The organism is Clostridium sp. (assembly GCF_050717515.1).
In the GTDB taxonomy this organism is placed as follows: domain Bacteria; phylum Bacillota; class Clostridia; order Clostridiales; family Clostridiaceae; genus Clostridium_AD.
Window position 1 is genome coordinate 326,703 of sequence record NZ_JBOITL010000025.1, and the last position, 25,662, is coordinate 352,364.

23 protein-coding genes and 1 pseudogene are annotated in these 25,662 nt (G+C 29.8%); 22 read left to right on the forward strand and 2 right to left on the reverse strand.

The genetic code is table 11. From position 1 onward, the window contains the following. Positions 1–131: 131 nt before the first annotated feature. The 22 genes and pseudogenes from ACREV6_RS11070 to ACREV6_RS11175 all read left to right on the forward strand — a co-directional run bounded on the left by ACREV6_RS11070 (position 132) and on the right by ACREV6_RS11175 (position 22,995). Positions 132–5,888 (forward strand): DUF4430 domain-containing protein, encoded by a 5,757-nt coding sequence (locus ACREV6_RS11070; protein ID WP_431578066.1) that lies wholly within the window; start codon positions 132–134, stop codon positions 5,886–5,888. A gap of 64 nt (positions 5,889–5,952) precedes the next feature. Beyond that, positions 5,953–6,813 (forward strand): DUF4430 domain-containing protein, encoded by an 861-nt coding sequence (locus ACREV6_RS11075; RefSeq protein ID WP_431578067.1) that lies wholly within the window; start codon positions 5,953–5,955, stop codon positions 6,811–6,813. Further along, positions 6,810–7,703 carry an energy-coupling factor transporter transmembrane component T gene (locus ACREV6_RS11080; RefSeq protein ID WP_431578068.1) on the forward strand — a complete coding sequence of 298 codons (894 nt, stop codon included), beginning with the start codon at positions 6,810–6,812 and terminating at the stop codon, positions 7,701–7,703. The genes ACREV6_RS11075 and ACREV6_RS11080 overlap by 4 nt, the downstream gene beginning before the upstream one ends. Beyond that, entirely contained in the window at positions 7,676–9,346 is a 1,671-nt protein-coding gene (locus ACREV6_RS11085) for an ABC transporter ATP-binding protein (protein WP_431578069.1), read from the forward strand. The genes ACREV6_RS11080 and ACREV6_RS11085 overlap by 28 nt, the downstream gene beginning before the upstream one ends. Continuing rightward, entirely contained in the window at positions 9,328–10,056 is a 729-nt protein-coding gene (locus ACREV6_RS11090; RefSeq protein WP_431578070.1) for an ECF transporter S component, read from the forward strand. Before ACREV6_RS11085 ends, ACREV6_RS11090 begins: the two co-directional genes overlap by 19 nt. A gap of 116 nt (positions 10,057–10,172) precedes the next feature. Further along, entirely contained in the window at positions 10,173–11,792 is a 1,620-nt protein-coding gene (locus ACREV6_RS11095; protein WP_431578071.1) for a YcdB/YcdC domain-containing protein, read from the forward strand. Between the two features lie 194 nt (positions 11,793–11,986). Further along, positions 11,987–12,850 carry a metallophosphoesterase gene (locus ACREV6_RS11100; RefSeq protein WP_431578072.1) on the forward strand — a complete coding sequence of 288 codons (864 nt, stop codon included), beginning with the start codon at positions 11,987–11,989 and terminating at the stop codon, positions 12,848–12,850. Positions 12,851–13,061: 211 nt separating this feature from the next. Then, positions 13,062–13,574 (forward strand): annotated as a pseudogene (locus ACREV6_RS11105) (DJ-1/PfpI family protein); the annotation flags it as partial. A 377-nt stretch (positions 13,575–13,951) separates the two neighbouring features. Further along, positions 13,952–14,533, forward strand: a complete 582-nt coding sequence (locus tag ACREV6_RS11110; protein WP_431578073.1) for a hypothetical protein — start codon at positions 13,952–13,954, stop codon at positions 14,531–14,533. A 56-nt stretch (positions 14,534–14,589) separates the two neighbouring features. Next, positions 14,590–15,342: a WecB/TagA/CpsF family glycosyltransferase gene (locus tag ACREV6_RS11115; protein WP_431578074.1), complete on the forward strand. Its 753-nt coding sequence runs from the start codon at positions 14,590–14,592 to the stop codon at positions 15,340–15,342. Between the two features lie 117 nt (positions 15,343–15,459). Continuing rightward, a complete protein-coding gene (locus ACREV6_RS11120) occupies positions 15,460–16,017 on the forward strand; it encodes a 2'-5' RNA ligase family protein (protein ID WP_431578075.1) in 558 nt (185 codons plus the stop codon). 177 nt (positions 16,018–16,194) lie between these two features. Further along, complete coding sequence (locus tag ACREV6_RS11125; protein WP_431578076.1) at positions 16,195–16,824, forward strand: hypothetical protein; 630 nt, start codon at positions 16,195–16,197, stop codon at positions 16,822–16,824. A 248-nt stretch (positions 16,825–17,072) separates the two neighbouring features. After that, positions 17,073–17,570 carry a GNAT family N-acetyltransferase gene (locus ACREV6_RS11130; protein ID WP_431578077.1) on the forward strand — a complete coding sequence of 166 codons (498 nt, stop codon included), beginning with the start codon at positions 17,073–17,075 and terminating at the stop codon, positions 17,568–17,570. A 12-nt stretch (positions 17,571–17,582) separates the two neighbouring features. Further along, positions 17,583–18,197, forward strand: coding sequence for a class I SAM-dependent DNA methyltransferase (locus ACREV6_RS11135; RefSeq protein WP_431578078.1), 615 nt, complete (start codon positions 17,583–17,585; stop codon positions 18,195–18,197). 37 nt (positions 18,198–18,234) lie between these two features. Beyond that, positions 18,235–18,771 (forward strand): P-loop NTPase family protein, encoded by a 537-nt coding sequence (locus tag ACREV6_RS11140; protein ID WP_431578079.1) that lies wholly within the window; start codon positions 18,235–18,237, stop codon positions 18,769–18,771. A 38-nt stretch (positions 18,772–18,809) separates the two neighbouring features. Then, complete coding sequence (locus ACREV6_RS11145; protein ID WP_431578080.1) at positions 18,810–19,349, forward strand: GNAT family N-acetyltransferase; 540 nt, start codon at positions 18,810–18,812, stop codon at positions 19,347–19,349. A gap of 160 nt (positions 19,350–19,509) precedes the next feature. Further along, positions 19,510–20,352 carry a GNAT family N-acetyltransferase gene (locus tag ACREV6_RS11150; RefSeq protein WP_431578081.1) on the forward strand — a complete coding sequence of 281 codons (843 nt, stop codon included), beginning with the start codon at positions 19,510–19,512 and terminating at the stop codon, positions 20,350–20,352. A gap of 107 nt (positions 20,353–20,459) precedes the next feature. After that, positions 20,460–21,074 (forward strand): zinc dependent phospholipase C family protein, encoded by a 615-nt coding sequence (locus tag ACREV6_RS11155; RefSeq protein ID WP_431578082.1) that lies wholly within the window; start codon positions 20,460–20,462, stop codon positions 21,072–21,074. A gap of 44 nt (positions 21,075–21,118) precedes the next feature. Continuing rightward, positions 21,119–21,571 (forward strand): NUDIX domain-containing protein, encoded by a 453-nt coding sequence (locus ACREV6_RS11160; RefSeq protein ID WP_431578083.1) that lies wholly within the window; start codon positions 21,119–21,121, stop codon positions 21,569–21,571. A 102-nt stretch (positions 21,572–21,673) separates the two neighbouring features. Beyond that, the gene (locus ACREV6_RS11165; protein ID WP_431578084.1) at positions 21,674–21,913 is read left to right on the forward strand and encodes a hypothetical protein; all 240 of its coding nucleotides are present in this window, start codon (positions 21,674–21,676) and stop codon (positions 21,911–21,913) included. A gap of 53 nt (positions 21,914–21,966) precedes the next feature. Beyond that, complete coding sequence (locus ACREV6_RS11170) at positions 21,967–22,461, forward strand: GNAT family N-acetyltransferase (protein ID WP_431578085.1); 495 nt, start codon at positions 21,967–21,969, stop codon at positions 22,459–22,461. A gap of 60 nt (positions 22,462–22,521) precedes the next feature. Further along, positions 22,522–22,995, forward strand: coding sequence for a GNAT family N-acetyltransferase (locus ACREV6_RS11175; protein WP_431578086.1), 474 nt, complete (start codon positions 22,522–22,524; stop codon positions 22,993–22,995). Positions 22,996–23,357: 362 nt separating this feature from the next. Here ACREV6_RS11175 and ACREV6_RS11180 read toward each other — a convergent pair whose 3' ends face one another. Together ACREV6_RS11180 and ACREV6_RS11185 are read right to left on the reverse strand one after the other, a co-directional pair. Beyond that, positions 23,358–25,019, reverse strand: coding sequence for a penicillin-binding transpeptidase domain-containing protein (locus ACREV6_RS11180; RefSeq protein WP_431578087.1), 1,662 nt, complete (start codon positions 25,017–25,019; stop codon positions 23,358–23,360). Next, a complete protein-coding gene (locus ACREV6_RS11185; RefSeq protein WP_431578088.1) occupies positions 25,009–25,569 on the reverse strand; it encodes an RNA polymerase sigma factor in 561 nt (186 codons plus the stop codon). The genes ACREV6_RS11180 and ACREV6_RS11185 overlap by 11 nt, the downstream gene beginning before the upstream one ends. Between the last annotated feature and the right edge of the window lie 93 nt (positions 25,570–25,662).

Sequence of the window (25,662 nt, forward strand, 5' to 3'; positions counted from 1 at the left end):
GTTCTGCAGTTTTTTTGTTGCGAAAAATTAGTTATCACACATTATGTAGTTATCAAAACTTAACAAACAATAAAGATTATATTTGATTAAAAATATTAAGGAAAATAATATGAAGGTGGAGGTAAAATATAATGAAAAAGTTAGGTTCAATTTTATTGACCCTGTGTTTGATGTTTAATATGTTTGCGAATATTAATGTTTATGCCAATGAAAGTGACAAAAATATAAATGTTGATGTTGGCGTAACAGAAATTAAAGAAGAAATAAAAGAAGAAACTGAAAAAGATACAGAAAAACCAATTATAAAGGTAGAGAATTTAATAAATGGACAAACTGTAACAGATTCAAATTTAACATTTAAAATAGCAGTTACAGATAATTTAGATAAAAAAATAATTTCTGTAGTGAAGTTTAACAATGAAGTTGTAACAGGCACAGATGGAACATATAAAGTTACATTAAAAAATGGAGAAAATACAATAACAATAGAAGCAACAGATGTAGCTGGAAATAAGGCAGATGTATTATATAAAATAATATATGAAGAAGAAAAGGAGACAAAAAAACCAGAGGTAACACCAGATATTAATCCTGGTGGAGTAGTGATTCCAGCTCAAAAATCACATATTACTCTATCTGTTGATAAACTAACTATCAATGAAGGATATACAATTCAGACTATTAATATAGAACTTCAACCTGATGATACAGCATGGACAGTGTTAAAAAGAGAACTTGATAACCGCAGTCTAAAATGCGATTTTGAGTGGACTGAAAAATATGGCAGTGTTTATGTACAATCTATAGAGGAAGATGGAGAATTTGATCATGGTCCTTGTAGTGGATGGATGTATAATGTAAACGGAACTTATCCTAATTTTGGTGCTAGCAAGTATATTCTAAAAGATGGGGACATACTTCAATGGCGTTATACAACCGATCTGGGTGCAGATTTAGGAGAAGACCTTAGTAAGTGGGAAACAAAGGATATAGAAAAACCAGTTATAAAAGTAGAGAATTTAATAGATGGACAAACTGTAATAGATTTAAACTTAACATTTAAAGCAACCGTTACAGACAATGTAGATAAAAATATAGTTTCCACAGTAAAGTTTAATAATGAAGTTGTAACAGGAACAGATGGAACATATAAGGTTACATTAAAGGCTGGAGAAAATACAGTAACAATAGAAGCAACAGATGCAGCAGGAAATAAGACAGATATAATCTATAAAACAATATATCAGGTACCTGAAGTAAAGGATACAGAAAAACCAGTTATAAAGGTAGAGAATTTAATAGATGGAAAAACTGTAATAGATTCAAACTTAACATTTAAAGCAACAGTTACAGACAATGTAGATAAAAATATAGTTTCCACAGTAAAGTTTAATAATGAAGTTGTAACAGGAACAGATGGAACATATAAGGTTACATTAAAGGCTGGAGAAAATACAGTAACAATAGAAGCAACAGATGCAGCAGGAAATAAGATAGATGTAATCTATAAAACAATATATCAGGTACCTGAAGTAAAGGATACAGAAAAACCAGTTATAACGGTAGAGAATTTAACAGATGAACAAACTGTAACAGATTCAAACTTAACATTTAAAATAGCAGTTACAGATAATATAGATAAAAATATAGTTCCAATAGTTAAATTTAACAATGAAGTTATAACAGGAACAGATGGAACATATAAGATTACAATAAAAGATGGAGAAAACACAATAACAGTAGAAGCTGTAGATGCAGCAGAAAATAAGTGTGACAAGCAATACAGGCTTATATATAAGGCAATCATCACGAATCCCTACAAAACTCAGTTGGATAAAAACCTTGCCTTAATTTTAAAAAATGTTGAAAATCCTAAATGCGGAACATTAGATGGAGAATGGTCTATTATTTCTCTGGCAAGAGCAAATTATCTTGTACCTCATGGATATTATGAAAAATACTACAATAATGTAGTTGAAAAATTAAAAGAGAAGCAGGGCGTGTTACATACCAAAAAATATACAGAGTATTCAAGGGTGAGTTTGGGATTAACAGCTATTGGTAAGGATATTTCTGATGTTGGAGGGTATAATCAACTTGAAAAACTTGCTGACTTCAATAGTGTTATTTATCAAGGTATAAATGGACCTATATTTGCGCTTATAGCTCTTGATAGTAAAAATTATGAAATATCAAATCCAGTAACAAATATAGAAGTGCAAACTACAAGAGAGATGCTTATTAAATATATATTAGATCGAGAAATTAACAAAGGTAAAGATAATGCAGGTGGATGGAATCTTTATGGAGATAAGGCAGATATTGATATCACTGCAATGGCGATTCAAGCACTTACACCATATTATAAAACCAATGATGATGTAAAAACTGCAGTAGATAGAGGAATTAACTTTTTATCAAGTAATCAGTTAATGAGTGGAGGATATAAAGCCTGGGGTTCAGAAAGCTCCGAAAGCATTGCTCAAGTTGTAATAGCTTTATCAGGACTAGGTATTGATCCTGCTAAAGACGCGCAATTTACAAAGGATGGGAATTCGCTTATTGACACACTACTTTCCTATGCTGTGCATGACGGTGGTTTTAAGCATATAAAAACAGGCGATACAGATGCTATGGCTACCGATCAAGGTACGCTTGCTCTAGTTGCTTATGATAGATTTGTAAATAAAAAAAATTCTCTTTACAATATGAGTGATGTAGAATTTGAAAAGCTAAAAGATATAGAAAAGCCAGTTATAAAGGTAGAAAATTTAGCAGATGGACAAACTGTAACAGATATAAACTTAACATTTAAAGCAATAGTTACAGATAATGTAGATGAAAATATAGTTTCCACAGTAAAGGTTAACAATGAAGTAGCAACAGGAACAGATGGAACCTATAAAGTTACATTAAAAGATGGAGAAAACATAATAACAATAGAAGCAATAGATGCAGCAGGAAATAAGGAAACTGTAACCTATAAAGTAATATGTAAAGTGCCTCAATCAAAGGATACAGAGAAACCAGTTATAAATGTAGAGAATTTAACAGATAGACAAACTGTAACAGATTCAAAGTTAACATTTAAAGTAATAGTTACAGACAATGTAGATAAAAAAATAATTTCTGTAGTGAGGTTTAACAATGAAGTTATAACAGGAACAGATGGAACATATAAGGTTACATTAAAGGATGGAGAAAACACAATAACAATAGGAGTAGTAGATGCAGCAGGAAATAAGTGTGACAAACAATACAGCCTAATATATAAGGCAAGCACTGGTGGCGAAGGTACAAATACTGGTGGTGGAGTGCTTCCAATTCAAAAACAATATATTACTCTATCTGTTGATAAACTAACTATCAATGAAGGGTATACAATTCAACCTATTACGATAGAACTTAAATCTGGCGATACAGCATGGTCAGTATTAAAGACAGAACTTGATAAACACAATTTTAAATACGAGTATGAGTGGACTGAAAAATATGGCAGTATTTATGTACAGTCTATGGATGGTGATGGAGAATTCGATCATGGTAGTGGTAGTGGATGGATGTATAATGTAAACGGAACTTATCCTATGTTTGGTGCTAGTAAGTATACGCTAGAAAATGGAGACGTGCTTCAATGGCGATACACAACTAATCTTGGTGAGGACTTAGGAGAAGACTTGAGTAAATGGGAAACACCAGTTATTCCAGTTATTCCTGGTATTCCTGGAGTAACAGTTATTCCTGGTACTCCAGCTATTCAGATTACCCCTAACGCGGGAGAACAGCAAAGTGGAAAAACACTCACAATAGATGTGCCAAAGGATATAAAAAATGATTGCGACATAAACATAAAAAATGATTTGAAAAACACTGATAATATTATAATTAATGTGCCAGAGCTTAAATCAAAGGTTTTTCTGAATTTAGAGAATGTTAAAAGTAATATACCAAAAATAACAGCTGTAAAAGGGAACATATCTGTTGTTGTTGATAAAGGTACACAAATAGAATCAGGTGATAGCAAAATAGAACTTATAACATCAGTTGACAAAACTGATTCTAAAATTCAAGAGATTATAAAGAAGAGCATAGATGATGATTACAAACGCGTAAAACTTAATAATGCCTTTGTCCTAGGAAATATAAATGAAACAATATTATTTAATCAGCCAGTAACCCTAACTTTTAAAAATAGTAAAGGTCAATTTGTAGGATTTGTTGAAGGAAATAAATTTACTCCTATAAAGGTTTATCAATCAGAAGAAAAAGGTGCAGCTGATGCAAAGAATAATAACAAGAAAAATTATGCATTTGTTGTTGGAAATGATTTAATTGTTAAGACTAATCATTTTACAACATATGTAACATATAATCAGGTGAAAAGTTACACGTATAAAGATGGAAATGATATTTCAAAGGATGTTCTACAACAAGTTCTAAAGGCAACTGAAAAAGGTTTCATAAGCCCACAGAATGGAAGATTTGATCCGGAAAAATATATTACAAGAGCAGATTTTGCAAAACTATTAGTGGAAGCATTGAATCTTGATACAAAACCAGCGAAAAAAATTGAATTTGAGGATGTAAAGATTGGTACACCTTATTATTCATACTACACATATATTAATGCTGTATGTAACTCGGGAATTATGAAATGTACAGGGAATAAATTCAATCCCAATTATGCTATTACTCGTGAACAAATGGCCTCGGCTATTGCCAAAGCACTTTCTATTAAGAATGTTTATACAAATGTAAAAATAAATGATATTAAATATGTATCTAAAGCCTATAAAGCTGATATTGAAACATTAGGTACTCTTGGTTTAATACCAATAGAAAACAATCAATTTAGACCAAAGAGTTATGCTACAAGAGAATTTGCAGTAGCTTCTGTTATAAGGTCATATGAATATAAAAATAGTAAGAAATTTACTAACACAGGAGTTGAAAATAAAAATAGTAAGGAAGTTACTAACACAGAAGTTAAAAAGTATATAGATGAGACAGCAATTTTGATGCAGAAAAACATAACAAATCCCGTGGTAGCTTCAGTTGGTGGAGAATGGACTGTTTTATCACTTGCACGTTCTGGTGTGTCAGTGCCAGATAGTTATTACAGTAAATACTATAGTAATGTAGAGAATAAATTGAAAGAGAAAAATGGAAAACTTCATAATATAAAATATACGGAATATGACAGAGTTATACTTGCACTATCATCAATTGGTAAAAATGTTGATAGCGTTGCCAAATATAATCTTTTAAAACCGCTTGTTGATTTTGATACTGCTGTAAAGCAAGGATTGAATGGACCTATTTGGGCGCTGATTGCACTTGATTGCTGTAATTATGAAATGCCTGTAGACAAGTCTATTAGTAATCAAAGTACAAGAGAAAAGTTTGTTAATTACATTTTGTCCAGGGAATTACCAGGTGGTGGGTGGTCACTTACTTCAAAAGCACCTTCAGATATAGATATTACAGCAATGGCGCTTATAGCGTTGTCAAAGTATCAAGATAATCCAAAGGTAAAAGCTGCTACTGACCGCGCGTTATTATATATGTCAAAAACACAGGATATGGATGGTAAATACAAATCCGTTTGGGGAGATGAGAATAGTAGTGAAAGTATTGCACAGGTAATAGTAGCATTAACTTCACTTAAGATTGATCCTAAAACAGATGAAAGATTTATAAAAAATGGTAATGATACAATTAGCGCCTTACTTAGTTTTTATGTAAAAGGCGGAGGATTTAAACATGTTTTAAGCGGAGATTTAGATGGCATGGCTACAGATCAAGGTATGTATGCCATTATAGCTTATAATAGATTTGCAAATGGCCAAACACATCTTTTTGATATGACAGATGTAGAAAAAAAATAAGTTGAAAACTAAGCAAGGATAAAGTTTTTTTCCTTGCTTAGAATTTAAGATAGGAGTATGAAAAATGAAGAATAGAAGATGGATGGTTGCCGTAGTTATAATAAGTATAGTAGCTATTACATTTTTTTGTGATGGGAATAAAAATGTAAAGCCATTAAAAGATAGTAAAATAACAAGCGGAGAAAATATTAAAAGTGATATAGCATTAAATAAAGAATATAAAGAACAAGAGAATAAGAAAAAAAAGGTTTCAATAGAATTGCAAAAAAAGAAAGACGAACAGCAAACAAGTAAAAAAAAGAATAAAGAAATTAGTGAAAAAAAAGCAAGTCAAAAGAAGGATGAAAAGCAAACAAGTAAAACAATTGATAAAACAACAGAAGGTCAAAAAAAGATTGAAAAAGATAGCGGTAAAGGTAAAAAAGACAAATATCTTACGGATCCAGTTCCTATAGGTAAGCCTAAACCTGTTGAACCTGGAGATGTAGCTATAAATGCCAAGAAAAAATTAAGCTGTACATTGTCCGTAACATGTAAAAGTATATTAAATAATATGGACAAGTTTAATAAGGATAAATTAGAAGTGCTCCCTAAGGATGGTGTAATTTACAGAGAAAAGACTGTAAGCTTTTCAGAAGGTGAAGCAGTTTTTGATGTACTTTTGCGGGAAATGAAAAAAAATAAAATACATATGGAATTTGAAATGACACCAATTTATAACAGTAACTACATTGAGGGTATAAATAATCTATATGAATTTGATTGTGGCGAACTTAGTGGTTGGATGTATAAAATTAATGGATGGTTTCCAAACTATGGATGTAGTAGATACGTACTAAAGAAGGGGGATATAATTGAATGGGTGTACACCTGTGATTTAGGGCGAGACATTGGAGGAGACACTGTATTTGGAGGGGATAAATGATGACAGACAGTTTCTCAACTTTTCATCCCATTATTAATTTTAGTTATTTTATAGCTATATTGATATTTAGTATGGTTTTTATGCATCCTATATTTCTTGGAATAGCTTTGATTTCTTGTTTTACATATTCAACTATGTTAAAGGGAAGAAGTGCATTGAAGTTTAATCTGCTTTATATGTTACCATTGCTGATATTTATGGCAATAATTAATCCAGCATTTAATCATGAAGGTGCTACAATTATGTTTTATCTTAAAAATGGTAATCCCATTACGTTGGAATCAATATTTTACGGAATAATGTCAGCAGGTACATTTGTTTCTGTGATTATATGGTTTTCCTGTTATAACGTTGTTATGACTTCTGATAAATTCATATACATCTTTGGCAAAATAATACCTGCGTTATCTTTAATTTTTTCAATGGTACTTCGTTTTGTTCCGAGATATAAACAGCAAATAAAAATTATTTCAAATGGTCAAAAATGTATAGGACGGGATGTGTCACAGGGCAATATAATAAGAAGGGCTAGAAATGGAATTAAAATTTTATCAATTATGACTACCTGGGCATTGGAGAATGCTATTGAAACAGCAGATTCCATGAAGTCAAGAGGTTATGGATTAACAAAACGGAGCAGTTTTTCCATATTTCGTTTTGATAATAGGGACAAAATAACCTTAACTGTAATTTGGAGTTTAATTGTTTATGTATCCATTGGGATGGTTGTGGGAGAAAACACAATGCGTTTTTTTCCTTCAATAAAGATTAGAAATATTACTTTTTTTAGTATTAGTATCTATATAAGTTATTTTATTTTGTGTATGCTACCAGTTATCATAAACATTGCGGAGGAAATTAAATGGAAACATATAAAATCAATAATTTAAATTTTACATACCCTCAAAAAGATAAACCAGCTATTTCAAATATTAATTTTGTGGTAAATTCTGGAGAATTCATTACTATATGTGGAAAATCAGGAAGTGGCAAAAGTACTTTACTGAGACAGTTAAAAACAATACTAGCTCCACATGGAAAACGGCAGGGAGAAATTTATTTCTATGGGAGGCTTCTAGAAGAAGTTGATCAATTTACACAAACATCACAAATAGGATATGTTCTTCAAAGTCCTGACAACCAAATTGTCACAGATAAGGTATGGCATGAACTTGCATTTGGACTAGAAAGTCTTGGATATGACAATAGCACGATTCGATTACGGGTGGCTGAAATGGCAAGTTTTTTTGGAATACATACATGGTTTCACAAAAATGTTTCAGAACTTTCCGGAGGACAAAAACAGTTGCTAAATCTAGCGTCAATTATGACCATGCAACCAGAGATATTAATCCTTGATGAACCAACAGCACAGCTGGATCCTATAGCAGCTCTGGAATTTCTTAAAACTCTAAAAAAAATCAATAGTGAACTTGGTACAAATATTATAATGACAGAACACCGTTTAGAGGAAGTAATTCCTATGTCGGATCGTGTTGTGGTAATGGAAAAAGGATGTATTATTGCAGATGATAACCCTGAAGACCTGGGGAAACAAATAAGTGAAATGGATCATACAATGTTTTTTGCAATGACTTCTCCTATGAGAATTTATTCACAAGTTAAAAATGATTTGAAATGTCCTGTTACTGTAAAGGATGGACGTAAGTGGATTGACACGTATTTTGATAACAAGACTGTTAAAAAAATTTGTTTTGAAAACAAAGAAGAGTCCGTATCAGACAATGTAGTTATAAAGCTTAAAGATGTGTGGTTTAAATACGGTAAAAATATGCCTGATATTATAAAGGGCTTGTCGTTAGAGGTTAAAGAAGGAGAGATTTTTTGCATTGTTGGTGGTAATGGAACTGGAAAGACAACTGCTTTATCAATAATAAGTGGCATCAACAAACATTATAGAGGTAAAGTTATTATTAATGGAAAAAACATTGAAAAAATAAGCATAAAGGATAGATATAGAAATAATATAGGAGTGCTTCCCCAAAATCCGCAGACATTGTTTGTAAAAAAGACGGTGGAAATGGATTTATATGAAATGTTAGGGGACATAAAATTAACTAAAGAGGAAAAGGAAGCAAAGGTAAGGGTAATTGTAGATATGATGGAACTTAATGAACTACTTCAGATGCATCCTTATGATTTAAGTGGAGGGGAACAGCAGAGGGCAGCCCTTGCAAAGGTGCTACTGCTGGAACCAAAAATATTGCTTCTAGATGAACCAACAAAGGGAATTGATGACTATTTTAAAGAAAAGTTGGCCGAAATTCTTAAAACAATTGCTAAAAAAGGAACTACAATTGTTATGGTTTCCCATGATATCGAATTTTGTGCAGAGTACACAGACACCTGCGGATTGTTTTTTGATGGAAATATAATAACAACCAATACTACAAAGAAATTTTTCTCGGGAAATAGCTTTTATACTACTGCAGCCAATCGTATGGCTCGCCACATTTGTTGTGATGCAGTAACAGTAGAGGATGTGATTAACCTATGTCAGGAAAACATTTAAAGGGAAGTAAGTTAAACAGTCGTAAGCTGCTTTCAGGGTTTCTAATATTAATTATTGTACCTGCTACAATTTTATTTGGTATTTTTTTTCTCGATGATAGAAAATATCATTTCATTAGCCTCCTGATTATAATATATACAATAATTCCATTTTTCATGGCATTCGAAAACCGAAAACCCCAGACAAGGGAGATTATTATTATTGCTGTACTGTCAGCAATTGCCGTTGCCGGACGTGCAGCATTTTTTATGTTGCCTCAATTTAAACCTGTGGTGGCTATCGTGATTATAGCAGGTGTATGTTTTGGAGCAGAATCAGGATTTCTTGTAGGTGCAGTTTCAGGATTTGTATCCAATTTTTTCTTTGGCCAAGGTCCTTGGACACCATGGCAAATGTTTTGTTTTGGAATTATTGGATTTTTAGCAGGAATATTATTTAAAATTGGAATACTTAAAAAAACAAAGTTATCTTTATGTGTTTTTGGGGGAATCAGTACCTTTTTTGTATATGGGGGGATTATAAATATTGGTTCACTTTTAATGTTTACATCTCATTTTTCATGGAAAGCATTGATTGCAACTTATATATCAGGTTTTTGGTTCGATATGGTTCATGCAATTGCTACAGTTTTTTTCCTGTATGTAATTTCGCAGTCTATGATAGAAAAGCTAGAACGAATTAAAATAAAATATGGGCTTATAGATATATAGATTTAAAGCTCGCAAAGCCGAAAAGCTTTATGTTATCTAATATTGTCTCGTGCATTAATAAAAATTAAGTAGTTAATAAATTATCAAATTTTAAATAGAAAAGGAAGGTAAATAAAATGAATAAAAAAAGAATTTTTTCAATACTAATGTCAACAACTTTAATATTTGGAACTGCCACACCTAGCTTTGCAGCACAAATGAACACAAAAAACGCCGCTAAAATAGTAATAGTGAATGAAAAAAAAGAAGTAACTATTTCTGAGGATAAAGCAGAAGAAATAGCAATGAGTGCTTTAAAAACGTATTTTGATGTGGATGTTAAAGCTGAAAAATTAAAAAACACATCAGCTTCAGAGCTAGATTCTTATGAGAAAAATAGTTTTTGGAATTTGAATTGGCAAAATGAAGCAAAGGCCATATATGTAAATGCACATATGGATGCTAAAACAGGAAAATTACTAAGAATTAATACTACTAGGGATACTTCTGAAATTGATGAAGAGATAAAAGTTAAGATTTCATCAAAAGAGGCTGAAAAAATATCAAATGAATTTTTGGAAAAGTTTAATAAGGATGACTTGAAAGAATGTGCAGAGGCAAAGGTAGATATTGATTGGAAATATTATAGGGTTAATTATGTGAAAAAAGTAAATGGAATAAAAGTTCCAGGCGAGAGCATAAATGTTGTAGTAGATGGTTCAAGCAAAAATATAATATCATATAGTACTTTTTTGAATAAAAATATTAAGTTTCCTGAAAACAAGAATACTATAGATATTAAAAAAGCTGAAGAAAAGCTTAGGAAGGAAATAAACTTAGAACCTTTGTATAGAGAAAAATATGTGCAAGATAAGAATGGTGTATATAAGTCAGCTATAGAATTGGTGTATTTACAAAATTGTAATACAGTTGATTATATAGATGCATTTACAGGAGAAATATTAAAATATGGAGGATTCGAAGAAATAAATGATAAACTTGATTTAGATAGTAAAGAAAAAGAAAGTTTTTGCAAAAAATACAAGGTAAATATAAATAAAGAATTAATAGATACAAAAGAAGCAGAAAATATAGCTAAAGAACATATAAAAAATTTATATGGTAGTGAATATACATTAGAAAAATTGTCCTGTAATGAACAATCTAAAAGGTGGATAGGTCATTTTTATAAAGAAAAAGATGGTAAAAGAGATTATGAAGGAGATATAAGCATTAATAAAAATACACGAGAAATTTCATATATAGGAACATACTCAAAGGAAGAAAATCTCATTACAAACGCAAAACCTAAATTAAGTTGTAAGGAAGCTTACGAAAAAGCTCTAGACACTGTAGTAAAATATTATCCTAATAAAATAAGAAATATAATTACTAAGCAACAAGTTAATGTAGCAGATGTTAAACAATATATGACTTTCAATTTTGGGAGAGTAGAAGACGGTATTCCTTTCTTTGAAAATAATATAGCTGTAACGGTAAACACAATAACAGGAAATATTGAAACTATAAACATGGAGTGGAGTGAAGGTGTTCAATTACCAAGTGAAAAAAACATGATTTCAAAAGATAAGGCCTTAGATAATCTTTTTAAAAAATACAAACCAGAATTGATTTATAGCTTTGATGGTTATGGGGATGATGCTAAGGTTAGACTTGTGTACACTATTAATGGGAATGATGATATTAATGCTATAACTGGTGAAATAATTTTAAGAGAGGAAGGTGAAATTCGCTAAAGTTTGTATAATTAAAGTTGAAAAATAATTTTCAGAAGATTTATTTTTAAATTTAAATGCGACGATTTTTTTTTATAACATATAATAAGTGAGGACTTACACTTAAAGTCCTTGCTTATTATATGTTTAGATTCATTGTGTTACGTAGCAACAACCCATAAAGCTAAAATAAATGAAAGGATATGATAATTTGTATGGTTAAAAAGTTTTTAGGTAGAAAATATATTATATTTATTTCTATTATTATATTTTTAGTTTGCTTTTCATATTTTGAGAATAATAATATAGTAATCTCTAGATATAATGTAGAAAGTAGCAAGCTTCCAAAAGCCTTTAATAACTTTAAGATAGTCCAAATTTCAGATTTGCATAACAAAATATTTTATAAAGACAATAATACTCTTGTGAAAAAAATAAAATCACAAAAGCCTGACATTATAGTTATTACAGGGGATTTAGTGGATAGAAGAAAGTATAATGAGGAAAATGCACTATCTTTTATTGATAAAATAAATTCTATAGCACCCATATACTATGTTAATGGAAACCATGAAGGGTGGTCTGGAAAATTTGAATCTCTAGAAAAAAAACTTAAAGAAAAAGGAGTAATAGTCTTAAGAAATGAATCACTCTATTATGAAAAAAATAAAGAAAAAATTCTTATTTTAGGGGTTGATGATCCTGCGTTTAATACAACTAATCACTCTGAAGATTATATGAATGAAGATATAATGAAAAAAGAGTTGTTGGTTGGTAATAATGAAAAAAAATTCAAGATACTTCTTTCTCACAGGCCTGAACTTTTTGAGTTTTATGTTCATAATAATATAGATGTTGCTTTTACAGGGCATGCTCATGGTGGACAAGTTATTTTACCTTTTTTCGGTGGAATTATTTCACCAAATCAAGGCTTTTGGCCTAAATATTATAAAGGCATGTATGAAAAAAATAATACGGTTATGGTGGTAAGTAGAGGTCTTGGTAATAGCATCGTGCCTCAGAGGATATTTAATAGACCTGAGATTGTATCGGTCACATTAAAATCAGTTGAGAATTAAGAGGTGAGAATTTAAAATTAATTGAAACTGATAAAGAATCAATATAATAATTCTTTACATTGTATTTATTTGTAAGATTGATATAATTTAATTTAGATAAGATGCAATAATAATTAATGTTAGAGATAATAGATTGAAAAGGGGATATTAAAAAATGGGGAAAATATTATGCTTTATTTATGAAAATATGTAAGATTTTGAGACTGTATTAGCTTGCCACATGTTAGGAGGGATTGCAAAGAAAGAAATAGTTAGCGTTGGTTATGAAAAAGCACCAATTAAAGCTCTTTCCAAACTCCTGTACATGCCTGAAATCACAGTAAAAGAAGCTATTAATCTTGATGATGTAGAAGGATTAATTATACCAGGAGGATTGATAAGAGAATGCAGAGAGGAATTAATAGAATTAGTACAAAAGCTAGATGGAGATAAAAAGTTAATTTGTGCAATATGCGCTACTCCAGAGTTTTTAGCCAAAGCAGGTATATTAGATGATCATTCATACACTACAACCTTAGGTGAAGATTATTTCAAGAAAAATGGAATAAAAGATTGCTTTCCACGTCAAAACTATTTGGAAGAAAAAGTAGTAAGGCATGAAAACGTTATTACAGCTAAGGGGAAATCATTTGTAGATTTTGGCATAGAGATTTTAGATTATTTTAACATATTTGATGATGCTGAAGACAAAGAAATGTGTGGAAGGTCCTATAAAGGGGAATAACAGTCAAGATACGCCATATAGAACAAGATTAAAATATAGTTAGGCTTTATAGCTGGGAAGAAATATATTTTATAATAAATAAACTGTTATTACAAAGCGATGTAATAGCAGTTTATTTTTTATCTTAGACGAAATATAAAATTTATTTAGAAAATAGGAGTGCATATCAATTAGTTGATATATGCAAATTATAGTATTATCTACAAAATAATGTTATAATTTGCATATAAATAAACTGCAATTTAGTAAATACTTGAATGTTATTGATAGTAAACTCGATATACCAGTTTACTATAACGATAGAATTTTTTGGATGGAAATTTGGCAGAAGCGTCTAATAAATGAACAGATTGAAATAACTAAATGCATATCAGTAAGTGACTTTTAATATAGGGTATAATTCTAAATTAGAGTTAGAAAATGTACAAAAGGATAAATCAAATAATATAAATAATGTGCTGAAGGAGGATAAAATATGTCCAACTAAAGGTGTTAAAATAGGGTTATCTTTAGCATTAATTTCCTTAACAATGATTTTTATATATGGAGTGTACAGTTTATTGCAGCCTAAAGCCCTAGGAGATATTTTAGAGAAAACTTTTAACCACAGGGAAACTTCCTCTGTAGTTGTTAGATACGACGGAGAATATAAAGCTAAGGGTCTATCTTTTGATATGTCTTCAACATCTAAAGAAGATAAGATAAAGGAGATAAAAAAGTATCTTAATTCATTTTATATTAGAAAAATTCGCTTTGAAAATATAAAATACAGTTATATTAATGAATACCCATATTCAATTACACTTTATGAATTAAATGGGGATAAAATAGAAGTATTTATATCTAAAAAAGAACATGTAATTGAAATAGTAAGCGATAACAAGAAAAAAAGTTATTATATAGAGGAAGGATATAAAGATTCTGAATTTATAAATAAATTTGGCAAAAGTATAAAGTGATTTTTAAATAAATATGAATTATTATATAAAATAAGTAATTCAAGTGAGGATGAAGTATGTTAGATAATGTAAAAATATTAGGGGTATCATTTTCCAAAATGAATATGAAAGAAACAGTAAATATTATAGCTAATAAGATTGAGTGTAATAATAAATCAATTTTTAATATTATCACGGGAAATCCCGAAATAGTATTGCAAGTACAAAAAGATCCCGAACTTAAAACTATCCTTAATGAGGCTGATTTAATTACTCCAGACGGCGAAGGAATAGTTTTAGCTTCGAGGTGGAAGGGCGAGCCATTATTTGAAAGAGTTACAGGCGTGGATTTATTACTGGAAGTTTTAAAAATGGGAAATCAGCGAGGTTGGTCCTTTTATTTTCTAGGTGCTGACGAACAGGTTAATAAGAAAGCAACGGAAAATATATTAGAGGAATATCCAAATGTAATTCTATCAGGTAGGCATCATGGCTACTTTGATAATGTGCAAGAGGGAAAAATTCTTGTAGATATTGAGAGTAAAAGACCAAATATATTAATAGTTGCGCTAGGTGCACCAAGGGCTGAAAAATGGATCTATAGTTATAAACACAGACTACCAGTCAAGGTTGCCTTTGGAGTAGGTGGAAGCTTAGATATAATTTCAGGAAAAACAGCACGTGCTCCCCAGAAATGGCAACAACTAAAACTAGAATGGTTATATAGATTAATAATTCAGCCTTCCCGCTTACGTAGGCAAATGGTGTTGCCAATATTTGCTTACAAATCCTTAATGGAGGCGCTAAAGGAAAAACGTAAGAGGGTATAGGGGATTTTTTTCGCATAATGAAAAATTGTAAGATTCGATGACTTTATTTGATGATTTTAAGGCATAATAATTGATAATTGTTATGTGCTTATAGGAGAATACAAGGGGGGATAATTTATGTATGCCTATGCACTTGTAGGTTATTTAGACAATGAAACTGAATCATGTTTTAAAAAGATATGGAAATATTTAAGTGAAAATAATATTACACAATATGGTGTAGATACAAAAGGTAGGAGACCACATATAACTATTGGAGATTATGATGATTTAGATAGCGATAGATTTGTGGAATTAATTAGTGAATTCTATGAGGACAAGTCAAAAGTAGCTATATCTCTAAATATATTAGGGACCTTTATTAATACTGGAACCTTGTTTCTTGCTCCAATCTTATCAACTGAATTACTTCATTTTCATAATAGTCATCATGACTATTTTAAAGATTTCAATGAAAATGAAAATTCATTTTATCTTCCTGGTAAATGGAGTCCACATTGTACAATTGCAAGTAGATTGAGTGACGATAATATGATAAAAGCATTCCGATATTGTAAAAATAATTCTAATAAAATATATGGTGAATTAAATGAGATTGCTCTCATAGAAGTCAAATTTAATGAAGATGGCATAGCAATAGAAGATACAGTTATTTTTTCAAAAGAGCTCAAATAATTTGTGACTATCAATTAGCTTAGCATGGTAAATAATATTATTATATATAAATTTAAGTAACATATGTATAATAGTGGGTAGCATAAGCAGTAAATATAGCATTAATTAATTAATTAATTAATTAATTAATTAATTAATTAAACAAAGATTATATAAAATAGTTATATTAGGAGGATAATGATGTCAATTTTAGGGATATTGGGTACAGTTCATAGTGATGAAATGAGAAAAGAATATAATTTCTCCCTTGAAAAGATGGCAGAAATTATTAAACGATTTAAACCAGACATTATTTGTGGAGAAGTAAGACCAGAAGATTGGCAAAAATATTGTGATACCAGTGAATATACAGGGTATCTTGGTCCAAATGAATACAGAAAATTAATAATGCCTTTATGTGAAAAGCAAGGTATTAGATTTATACCTGTTGATTGGTTTGAAGATGACTTGGTTAATATTGATTATTTTCGTGGGAAAACAGATGTTGAAATTAATAGCATAGAGAAACAATTTGAATCAATAATGAGTATTTACATGGAAGTCGCTAAAAAAAGTATAATACCATTTAATTCATTTGAATTTAACGATATTGTAGAGAAAAAGCAAGATTTTCAAAATGGAATAAATCCTACTGTGCACAATTTATGTTGGATATATAGGAACCAAATAATGATAGAAAGAATTAAAAGAGTCCTAGAGAATAATAAGGGTAAGAGAATTCTCTGCACAGTTGGTGCAGAACATACTTATTTTTATTTTAATAACTTAAATGAAGAAGGTTGGGAATTAATTTATCCACTTAGTTAAAATATATCTCCAGAGCACATAAAAAAAGATGTAGATTTAGAATACGCACTACGATTTCTAAAAAATAAAATGTAAATTTTATTTGAGCTCTTGAATAATATTATTACAGTATCTATAATATTTTCTACAGTTTCAATTATAAATTGGTTAAAAAAACTAATTAAGACGCAATCGGGTTATAAAAGACTTTATGAGGTAGAGCAATTAAGGTTGTTTTAATCTCTATATTTTAAAAGGAGGACAAGCTAATGAAATATAAATTTATTAACATGAACTTAGAATATGCGAGTACTATTCACACTTGGAAATATGAGGGAGAATATTCAGTCTACAATTATGAAAATGATGACGGTTTATTAGACCCAAATAATTGGAGCGATATGTATGCAGTTTTAGATGAAAATAATGACCTGGTTGCAGAGATAACACTATATAATAATGATTTGCCTGAAGGATTAGACAATACGTTTGAGCAGGGGGATATGTTTTATGGTCAAGGGATGAGACCAGATCTTACGGGGAAAGGCTACGGACCAGAATTAATTTCACAATCTTTGGCCTTTGCACTTACTAAATATAATTATAATAGAGAATATATTTTATTAGACGTGATTTCTTTTAATAAAAGAGCCTTTAAAGCATATGAAAAATGTGGTTTTGAATTTGCTTACGAATATAGTGAGGAATGCGATGGAACTGTATATGATTTTATAAGGATGAGATATAAAAATCCAAAAGTAAAGTAGGAGGGACATACAATGAGTTTTGATAATTATGCTAAAACTTGGGACACTGATGTAAGAATTGATAGGGCAAAGATAATAGCAAGTGAAATAAGTAAATCCATTGCTATTGATAAAAATTATTCTGCTATGGAATTTGGGTGTGGAACAGGTCTTGTAAGCTTTAACCTTTATGATAAATTTAAAAATATTACCCTTGTTGATTCATCAAAAGGGATGATAGATATACTGGAATCTAAGATTGATAAATACAAAATAAATAACATGTTTTCTTATCATTTAGATATACCAAGCCAAAATTCAATAGATATGAAATTTGATGTAATTTATAATTCTATGGTATTGCATCATATACAAGATACTGAGTCTATAATAAATACTTTTTACGAATTACTCAATAAAGATGGATATTTATGTATAGTAGATTTGGATAAAGAAGATGGTAGCTTTCATAAGAATTATCCGGATTTTGATGGGCATAATGGTTTTAATCAAGATACTTTGAAAAACATCTTAATTAGTGCTGGCTTTAAAGATGTAGAAGTAAATACCTTTTTTTCTGGTGAGAAAATTATAGAGAATCAAAAGGTTGATTATTCTTTGTTCTTGATGAAAGCAAGGAAATATTAGTCAATGTGCTATCCATTATCAGAAAGGGGTACACTTTATGATCATTATGATTAATGGTGCCTTTGGTGCTGGAAAAACAACAGTATCAAAGGCTTTAGAAGAAAGAATTCCAAATAGTATGATCTATGATCCTGAAGAAGTGGGGATATTACTTAGAAATGTAATTTCTAGTGAAGTGATGGGACAAGCTGAAAAAACAGGGGATTTTCAAGATTTTGAACTATGGCCAAAACTTGTTGTAATGATAGCAGAGCAAATAAAGAGGCAATATAATAGGCACTTAATAGTTCCAATGACTTTAAGAAATATAGAATATTTTAAATATATATATGACGGTTTAGGATACATTGATAGTGAAACATACCATTTTTGCTTAAAAGCATCTGTTACTAGCATACATGACAGACTTAAATTAAGAGGAGAAAAACCGGGTAGTTGGCCTTTTCTACAAACTGAAAAATGTGTATGTGCATATGAAAAATATGATTTCAGTGAATACATAGATACTGAGCATTTAGGTGTTAAAGAGATTGTTGATATTATAGTAAGAAAAACTATAAGACTTGTAGACTAAATACTGCAATAAATATAATAAATTTAAGGAGGACTAAAATGAAAATTAACACTGTCTTAGCTAATAGTGAAACTTCAAATATTATTAAAAATTTATATCCATTATATTTGCACGATTTATCAGAACATTACGGGGACATACCTAATGAATATGGAATATATGAAGAAGAGCCTATCAAGACATTAGCAGAGCAATATGAGGTTCAAAATATATGGTTTGAGAAGCCTAATGTACTGTTTCCATATATTATTATGGCAGATGATAAACCAGCAGGATTTATCCTTATAGCTACTTCACCATATGCACCGAAAACAAGTGATTATTATGTTAATGAATTCTTTTTATTAAGACCCTATAGAGGTAAAAATGTAGGAGAAATTGCTGCAAAACAAGTATTTGATAAATTTCAAGGGAGATGGGAACTATATACAAACCATTTACCAAAGAATTTAAAAGGTCAGAAATTCTGGAGAAAAACTGTAAGCAGTTATACAAATAATAATTATGATGAATCTGCAGGACAAACTGTCCATGGGGAAAAATTAATATTTAGATTTAATAATAAGAAATTAAGATAGATTAAAGTTATCTTAATAAAACACCTATAGTTATGAATAGAAGCATCAGAGTGATAAGGATAGCTTTAGTGAAAATTGATATTAAGTATACAAAGTAAAAATGATCCCTAACACTATGATTATAAAAGCAAGAAAAAATGAAGAAAGGTAGAGAGTTGAAATGATAAGAAATTTTAAAGTTGAAGATAAAGAAAAACTTATCCGATTTATAAAAAAAGAAAATGTCGTTGATGGAGACAATATACTTAGCGATGTTGAAAGTAATGATAAAAAGCTAATAGTATATGATGAAGCTGGTATACGCGGATTTGCATATGTGAGTGTATGTAACAAAGAAACTAAAAGATACGATGTTAATTTATATGTAGAAGCCCCATCAAGAAGAAAAGGAATTGGTACAGCTTTATATAATGAAATGTCCAAATATTTACAAGAATTAAAGCCTAATCTTCTAGTCACAGAATTTAGTGTGGGCAAAGATAAGGAAGCTTCATTCTACAAAAAGCTAGGCTATAAAAAATGGTTTGGCTGCAATGAACTATATTATAGAGGAATAATTCAGCCTAATGTAGATATAGAGTTTGTACCTTATGAAGATAAGCACTATGATCAATATGTAAAGCTTGTGAAAGATTGCTTTTATGAGTTAAGAAAAGAAAATGATATACAACCATATTCAATTCCAGCTAGTAAGCAGGATAGAGAAAACAGATTTAAAAGCAAGGATTCTATATATGTTGCATTTGAGAATGAACAGCTAGTTGCATCTATCTTTGTAGAAGATGGAAACTTAGACTTCATAATGGTTACCCCATCTTATCAAGGAAAAGGCTATGGAAAGAAAGCTACTCAGTTTGGTATCAATAAGGCATTAAGCCAAGGTTCAAAGCTTATTCAGCTTAGTGCTTTAGAATGGAATATTAAAGCAATTGTTTTATATGAATCACTAGGTTTTGAAATAGTACAAACTGTTCACTTTTATAGACAGTTTTGTGAAAAATAATATTAATACAAAATTATAGTACCAGATATATATCTGATATGGTTAATTTAAATATTAACAGGGTATAAGGTAGATTAAAATCAACTAGAAAGCGAGTTGTTAAGAGTATGGCCTCAAGAATAATCCATATTTGCATTGCTGATAAACTAGCAAAAATCCACAATTTGAATTATGCTTGCTTTTTATTAGGTAGTATAGCTCCAGATGCACACTACCCAAACCTTCCTCCTCATGTAGGTTCTCATTTCGCACTACCTGAAGAAAAAAGGAAGGTTAATAACTTTATTGATTATCAAATTTTTATTGACAAGTATCTTAATAAGAATAGAAATGATTTTTTTCTAGGTTACTATTGTCATTTAATATCTGATGAAATATGGTATTCCGATATATACACTAAATATATACTTGCTAATAATGAAAAGGATATCTTAAGCAGAATGGAATTAGTTTATAGGGATTATAGGCGGTTAAATGGCAAGGTAATACAATATTACTGTCTTAATGACCTTAGCAATATATCATTAGATGTTTTAGATGGGCTGAGAATGGAAGAAATAGATTTAACTGCGTTTGAAAATGTTTTAGATGAAGCTAAAACAGATTTTAACTATGGGATGGAGAGAAATGAAACACTAGAACTATTAGAGTTTGAAGAAATCAGAAATTATATTAATAAAGCGGTTTCTGAATGTTCAGCTGCAATTAAGAAATATATGTAATGTTTATCCACATTGCATGTATTCATTTTTAAAGGAGGGTAACGATGGATGATAACAGATATTTAGCAGTTAGTGGAATAGTTATACGAGACAATAAAGTTTTACTCGTCAGACAATCCTATGGTTCAGCAAAAGGACTTTTGATTATACCAGGAGGGTATTTACAGGAAAAAGAAATGCCAGATAAGGCTCTTGAAAGAGAAATTTTTGAGGAAACTGGTATTGTGGCAAAAGCACGCTCATTGGTCGCTATTCGCTTTTCACCACAAGACTGGTGGGGGATTTTTCTTGCAGATTATATTTCTGGTGAATCAGTTTCAGATGATGATGAAAATAGCGAAGCGGTATTTATTAATATAGAAGAGGCGCTGAAACATTCTGATTTAACATACACAACAAAGGAAATTCTTTCACATTATAATGAAAAACAAACAATGTGCAAAACTGAGTTTTGTCCTGCAGGCGTAGAGGAAGAATATTATCAATTATTTATGTAACAAAGAGGTTTGGAATAATTTAAAATAAAGAATTTTAATAAATCAAAATTCTAATGATACTAAATATAAGGAGTGAAGCTAAAATATGGTGGGCTATGTTATGTGAATTTCTTAAGTAAAGAGTGTAATTCATATGGAAAAGGGGTAAAGGTAGGTGAAGGGGAGTTCATACAAGTTGAAGACAATGAAGAAGTGTTTTATTGTCATTATAAGGACAATGAAATAGAGCAATGCTTTAAACAATTTGAAGTTATTTATAAGGAAAAGCGATTAATTAAAAGAAAAATAGATGATAAGGAATATATTTCTGCATATTTTGATTATATATTGATGAAAAAATAATAAACAAGCATAATGAATAGTATTTGTATAAAGTGTTGGAATAGTAATTTATAATGAGTGAAAATTTTATAGAAAGGTGGGAAAAGATATTGTTGAACCTACGAAGTGCTAAAGCAGAAGAATATGAAATTTTAACCAATATTGCCATAAGATCAGAATTATATTGGGGTTATGACTGTGATTATATAGAAGAGTTTAAGTCTGTTTATAAGGTAACTGAAGAGTTTATAAATAATAATTCAACTTTTGTTATAGAAAAGGCTGAGAATATAATTGGATTTTATGGCGTTTTAGTTGAAAATAATGAAACCTATTTAGAGTATCTATTTGTTGAACCTGAGTATATAAATAAAGGATATGGAAAATTATTATGGAATCATATGGTGGAAAACTGTGATAAAAATGGCATAAAAGGGTTTTCAATAGTAACAAGTCCACAAGCAAAAGAATTTTATATAAAAATGGGAGCTATGCAGGTTGGTGAAGTTGAATCGCTTGTGAAGAAAGGGCGTAAAATTCCGCTATTAACTTATACACTGGAAAAATAATTTGCATAGCAAAAATTTTTATCGAGGATTAAAAAAATTAAAAGTAGAGAGGCGCAAAAAATGGTTGAAATCAAACTAGTTGGAATAAACAATTTAAATACTATAGTTGAATTATTAAATAAAGTAGCATTACATCTCCATGAAAAGGGAGTTAATCAGTGGACTTACCCTTGGAATAGAAGTGAAATAGAAATACACATAGAAAAAGGGTATATATATATGCTGGTAGTGGATAATTTAATAGTTGGTACATTTTCGTTGAAAGATATAAATAATTTTGATTTTTTCTCAATTGAGCCAAATAGCAAGTATCTTTATAGAATAGCAATATTACCAGAATATCAAGGGAAAAAATTAGGAATAGAAATTACAAATTATGTTTGTGGTTATTCAAGAAATTTAAAGAGTGCACTATATTTAGACTGCTGGGCAGGAAATGAAAAATTGCGTAATTTTTATTCAAGTGCAGGTTTTGATTTTATGGGAGATTTCCCAGAAGAAGATTATATGATTAGCGTGTTCAAATATCAATAGCGCCATTCTTAATATGCATCATCGAAGATGTGAAGCATTTATTCAGGTGATGATTTAATGGAAACAAAATGATAATTGGCAATACTATTGTTGATGAATTATTATCTATACAAAAGGAAGTATTTTTACCTTTATACCAAAAGTATCAAGATCATGAAACAAGTCCAGTAAATCAGACTATGTAGAAGTTTTTAAGAAGGATGAGAAAATGGGATATTTTCAAAGTGGAGAATTAAGGGTTATTAATGGTAAACTGACACTTGTAGGTTATAAAAAGAAAATGCATTAAACAGAGAGAGTATTCTCTTTATTACCAATATCTGAAAGCTACATTTAATCTTTCAGATATTGGCAGTTGATTTTTATTTTTTTAAATAATCTAATACATACTGAAATACTTCTTTCCCTACAGGAGCAGCAATTAGTCCCGCATAATAATTACTGGGATCTGGTTCATCAATAGAAACAAATACAGTAACTTTTGTATCCTTTGCTGGAGCCATGCCTACAAATGATGAAATATATTTTCCTTTTTCATAAGCTTTAAGATCTTGATTTAGTTTTTGTGCAGTACCGCATAATCCAGCAATATCATAACCTTTTATATAAGCTTTGTTTCCTCCACCTTCTGAAATAACCTTTGTTAAATATTCACATAACACTTTTGATGTATTGGTATCTAATACTTTTTGTTTGCTAAAATCATCATAAGATCTATTTATTACTTTTCTGCCCTTTGAATCTTCGATTTCAATCTGCTTCATAATGTGTGGACGAACCCATTCTCCTTGATTTGCTAATGCATTAAACGCTGCTAAAAATTGAATGGAAGATGTTTTGTTACGTTGGCCCAAAGCCATTATAGCTAAATCTACGTTACTTATATTTTCTGCTTTTTCTAAAGTTCCACTCACCTCGTAAGGTAAATCAATTCCTGTTTTTTGTCCAAATCCAAATTTTTCAATATATTGATTTAATTTTGAGGTGCCTAATCTTTCTGCGAGTTCTATAATTCCTATGTTGCATGAATTTTTCAATACCTCTTCAATATTTTGATTTCCATGTCCAACTGTTTTCCTGCATTTAATTTCTTTATTAGAAACTTTGATGCTTCCATTGCATACAAATTGTTCGTTTTCTTTTATTATTCCTTCTTCAATTGCAGCACTGGCAGTTATTGCTTTAAATATGGAGCCAGGAATAAAGGTATCATTCACAGCTTTATTTTTTAATGGATTACTAAATTCATCTGAAGTTTTAGCATCCTTTGAAATATTATTTATATTATGATCTGTCTTATTTGTCATTGCAAGAATTTCACCATTTTTAGGATTCATTACAATAATTGTTACTGCCTTTGCTTTGTTATTTTTTAGGGCCGTTTCAGCGGATTTTTCCACAAAATATTGAATGGAACTATCCACAGTCAGAACTAGATCTTTACCATTTTTCAAATCATTATCGTATTGAAGTTCAACTCCAGTAAGCCCTTTTTTATCTTTATCCGTGATGCCTAAAACATCAACTAAAAAATCGTTTTTAGAATATTTTCTATTTGCAATAATATTTTTGTTCTCATCTTGAGAAGGGCAATTATTATTGGTTACGAGTTCATTTCCTTTTCTATCTAATATCTTTCCTCTTTCTATAGAAAAATTTATTTCTTTAATATTTTTATTTATTGTGTTTTTCATAATTGGTAAAGTGAAAAATAATAGGGTGATAGATACAAGTACTGCTGAATAACGAAATTTATTTCTATTGAAATGATAAAGTGTTTTTTTTGCATAGGATTTATTATAGAATTTATTATCAAGCTGATTCATTATTTCACTCCTTTGTGAAGTATAATTCGGAACTTTAAATAATTCTTTAAGTAAAGATTTCATCTCAAGTCTTTCTTTGTATAATTTTTCACAGTCAGGACAATTATCAATATGCTCCTTCATTTGCTTATTAAGTTTTTCATTAAATTTATTTTCTGTATAATCTGTTAATTTTTTATTAAAATTTTTACAATTCATAACAAGAAGCAGCTCCTTTCCCACTATTTACGTATTTATCATATTTTTTATAAATCTTATAATACTTATATTTAACGGTAGATTCATTTATTTTAAGTATTTCAGCTATATCTTTAAAAGTAAGTTCCTTCTGAGAATATCTCAAAATCAATATCTGCTGTTCAACCTTGCCTAATGTGTTAATGAAATCTTCTAACTTTTTCTTTGTTTCTTTAAATTCTACAAAATGTTCAGGAGACATACTAAAATCACGAATTGTAATACTATCAATATTGACCTCTTGATTTTTCTTGCTTTTTCTAATTAAATCTATAGATTTATTTGTCGCTATTTGGAAAAGCCAAGAAGAAAACTTATATTTGTTCTTAAAAGTATGCAGTTTATAGTATGCTGTTATAAAAACCTCCTGTGTTACATCTTTTGCTATATCTTCATTTCTAATAATATTAAAAATAAATTTATATATAGCTAATTCATAACGAATTAAAACTTCATTATAAGCATCTATTTCTCCATTAAGTACGCACTCAATGATTTCTAAGTCTGTCATAGTTTAATCCCACCCTTTTTCAAAATCCTTTGCAAAGAACCTTCATAAGTAATACGAACTTTTTTGATTTTAGTTGGCTTATTTGTTAATTAT

Coding starts and splice junctions, on each gene's coding strand:
- ACREV6_RS11140 (WP_431578079.1), top strand. CDS start 18,235: ATGATCATTATGATTAATGGTGCCTTTGGTGCTGGAAAAACAACAGTA.
- ACREV6_RS11150 (WP_431578081.1), top strand. CDS start 19,510: ATGATAAGAAATTTTAAAGTTGAAGATAAAGAAAAACTTATCCGATTT.
- ACREV6_RS11120 (WP_431578075.1), top strand. CDS start 15,460: ATGTATGCCTATGCACTTGTAGGTTATTTAGACAATGAAACTGAATCA.
- ACREV6_RS11075 (WP_431578067.1), top strand. CDS start 5,953: ATGAAGAATAGAAGATGGATGGTTGCCGTAGTTATAATAAGTATAGTA.
- ACREV6_RS11130 (WP_431578077.1), top strand. CDS start 17,073: ATGAAATATAAATTTATTAACATGAACTTAGAATATGCGAGTACTATT.
- ACREV6_RS11100 (WP_431578072.1), top strand. CDS start 11,987: ATGGTTAAAAAGTTTTTAGGTAGAAAATATATTATATTTATTTCTATT.
- ACREV6_RS11080 (WP_431578068.1), top strand. CDS start 6,810: ATGATGACAGACAGTTTCTCAACTTTTCATCCCATTATTAATTTTAGT.
- ACREV6_RS11155 (WP_431578082.1), top strand. CDS start 20,460: ATGGCCTCAAGAATAATCCATATTTGCATTGCTGATAAACTAGCAAAA.
- ACREV6_RS11170 (WP_431578085.1), top strand. CDS start 21,967: ATGAGTGAAAATTTTATAGAAAGGTGGGAAAAGATATTGTTGAACCTA.
- ACREV6_RS11115 (WP_431578074.1), top strand. CDS start 14,590: ATGTTAGATAATGTAAAAATATTAGGGGTATCATTTTCCAAAATGAAT.
- ACREV6_RS11095 (WP_431578071.1), top strand. CDS start 10,173: ATGAATAAAAAAAGAATTTTTTCAATACTAATGTCAACAACTTTAATA.
- ACREV6_RS11125 (WP_431578076.1), top strand. CDS start 16,195: ATGATGTCAATTTTAGGGATATTGGGTACAGTTCATAGTGATGAAATG.
- ACREV6_RS11180 (WP_431578087.1), bottom strand. CDS start 25,019: ATGAATTGTAAAAATTTTAATAAAAAATTAACAGATTATACAGAAAAT.
- ACREV6_RS11160 (WP_431578083.1), top strand. CDS start 21,119: ATGGATGATAACAGATATTTAGCAGTTAGTGGAATAGTTATACGAGAC.
- ACREV6_RS11175 (WP_431578086.1), top strand. CDS start 22,522: ATGGTTGAAATCAAACTAGTTGGAATAAACAATTTAAATACTATAGTT.
- ACREV6_RS11145 (WP_431578080.1), top strand. CDS start 18,810: ATGAAAATTAACACTGTCTTAGCTAATAGTGAAACTTCAAATATTATT.
- ACREV6_RS11135 (WP_431578078.1), top strand. CDS start 17,583: ATGAGTTTTGATAATTATGCTAAAACTTGGGACACTGATGTAAGAATT.
- ACREV6_RS11185 (WP_431578088.1), bottom strand. CDS start 25,569: ATGACAGACTTAGAAATCATTGAGTGCGTACTTAATGGAGAAATAGAT.
- ACREV6_RS11085 (WP_431578069.1), top strand. CDS start 7,676: ATGGAAACATATAAAATCAATAATTTAAATTTTACATACCCTCAAAAA.
- ACREV6_RS11090 (WP_431578070.1), top strand. CDS start 9,328: ATGTCAGGAAAACATTTAAAGGGAAGTAAGTTAAACAGTCGTAAGCTG.
- ACREV6_RS11070 (WP_431578066.1), top strand. CDS start 132: ATGAAAAAGTTAGGTTCAATTTTATTGACCCTGTGTTTGATGTTTAAT.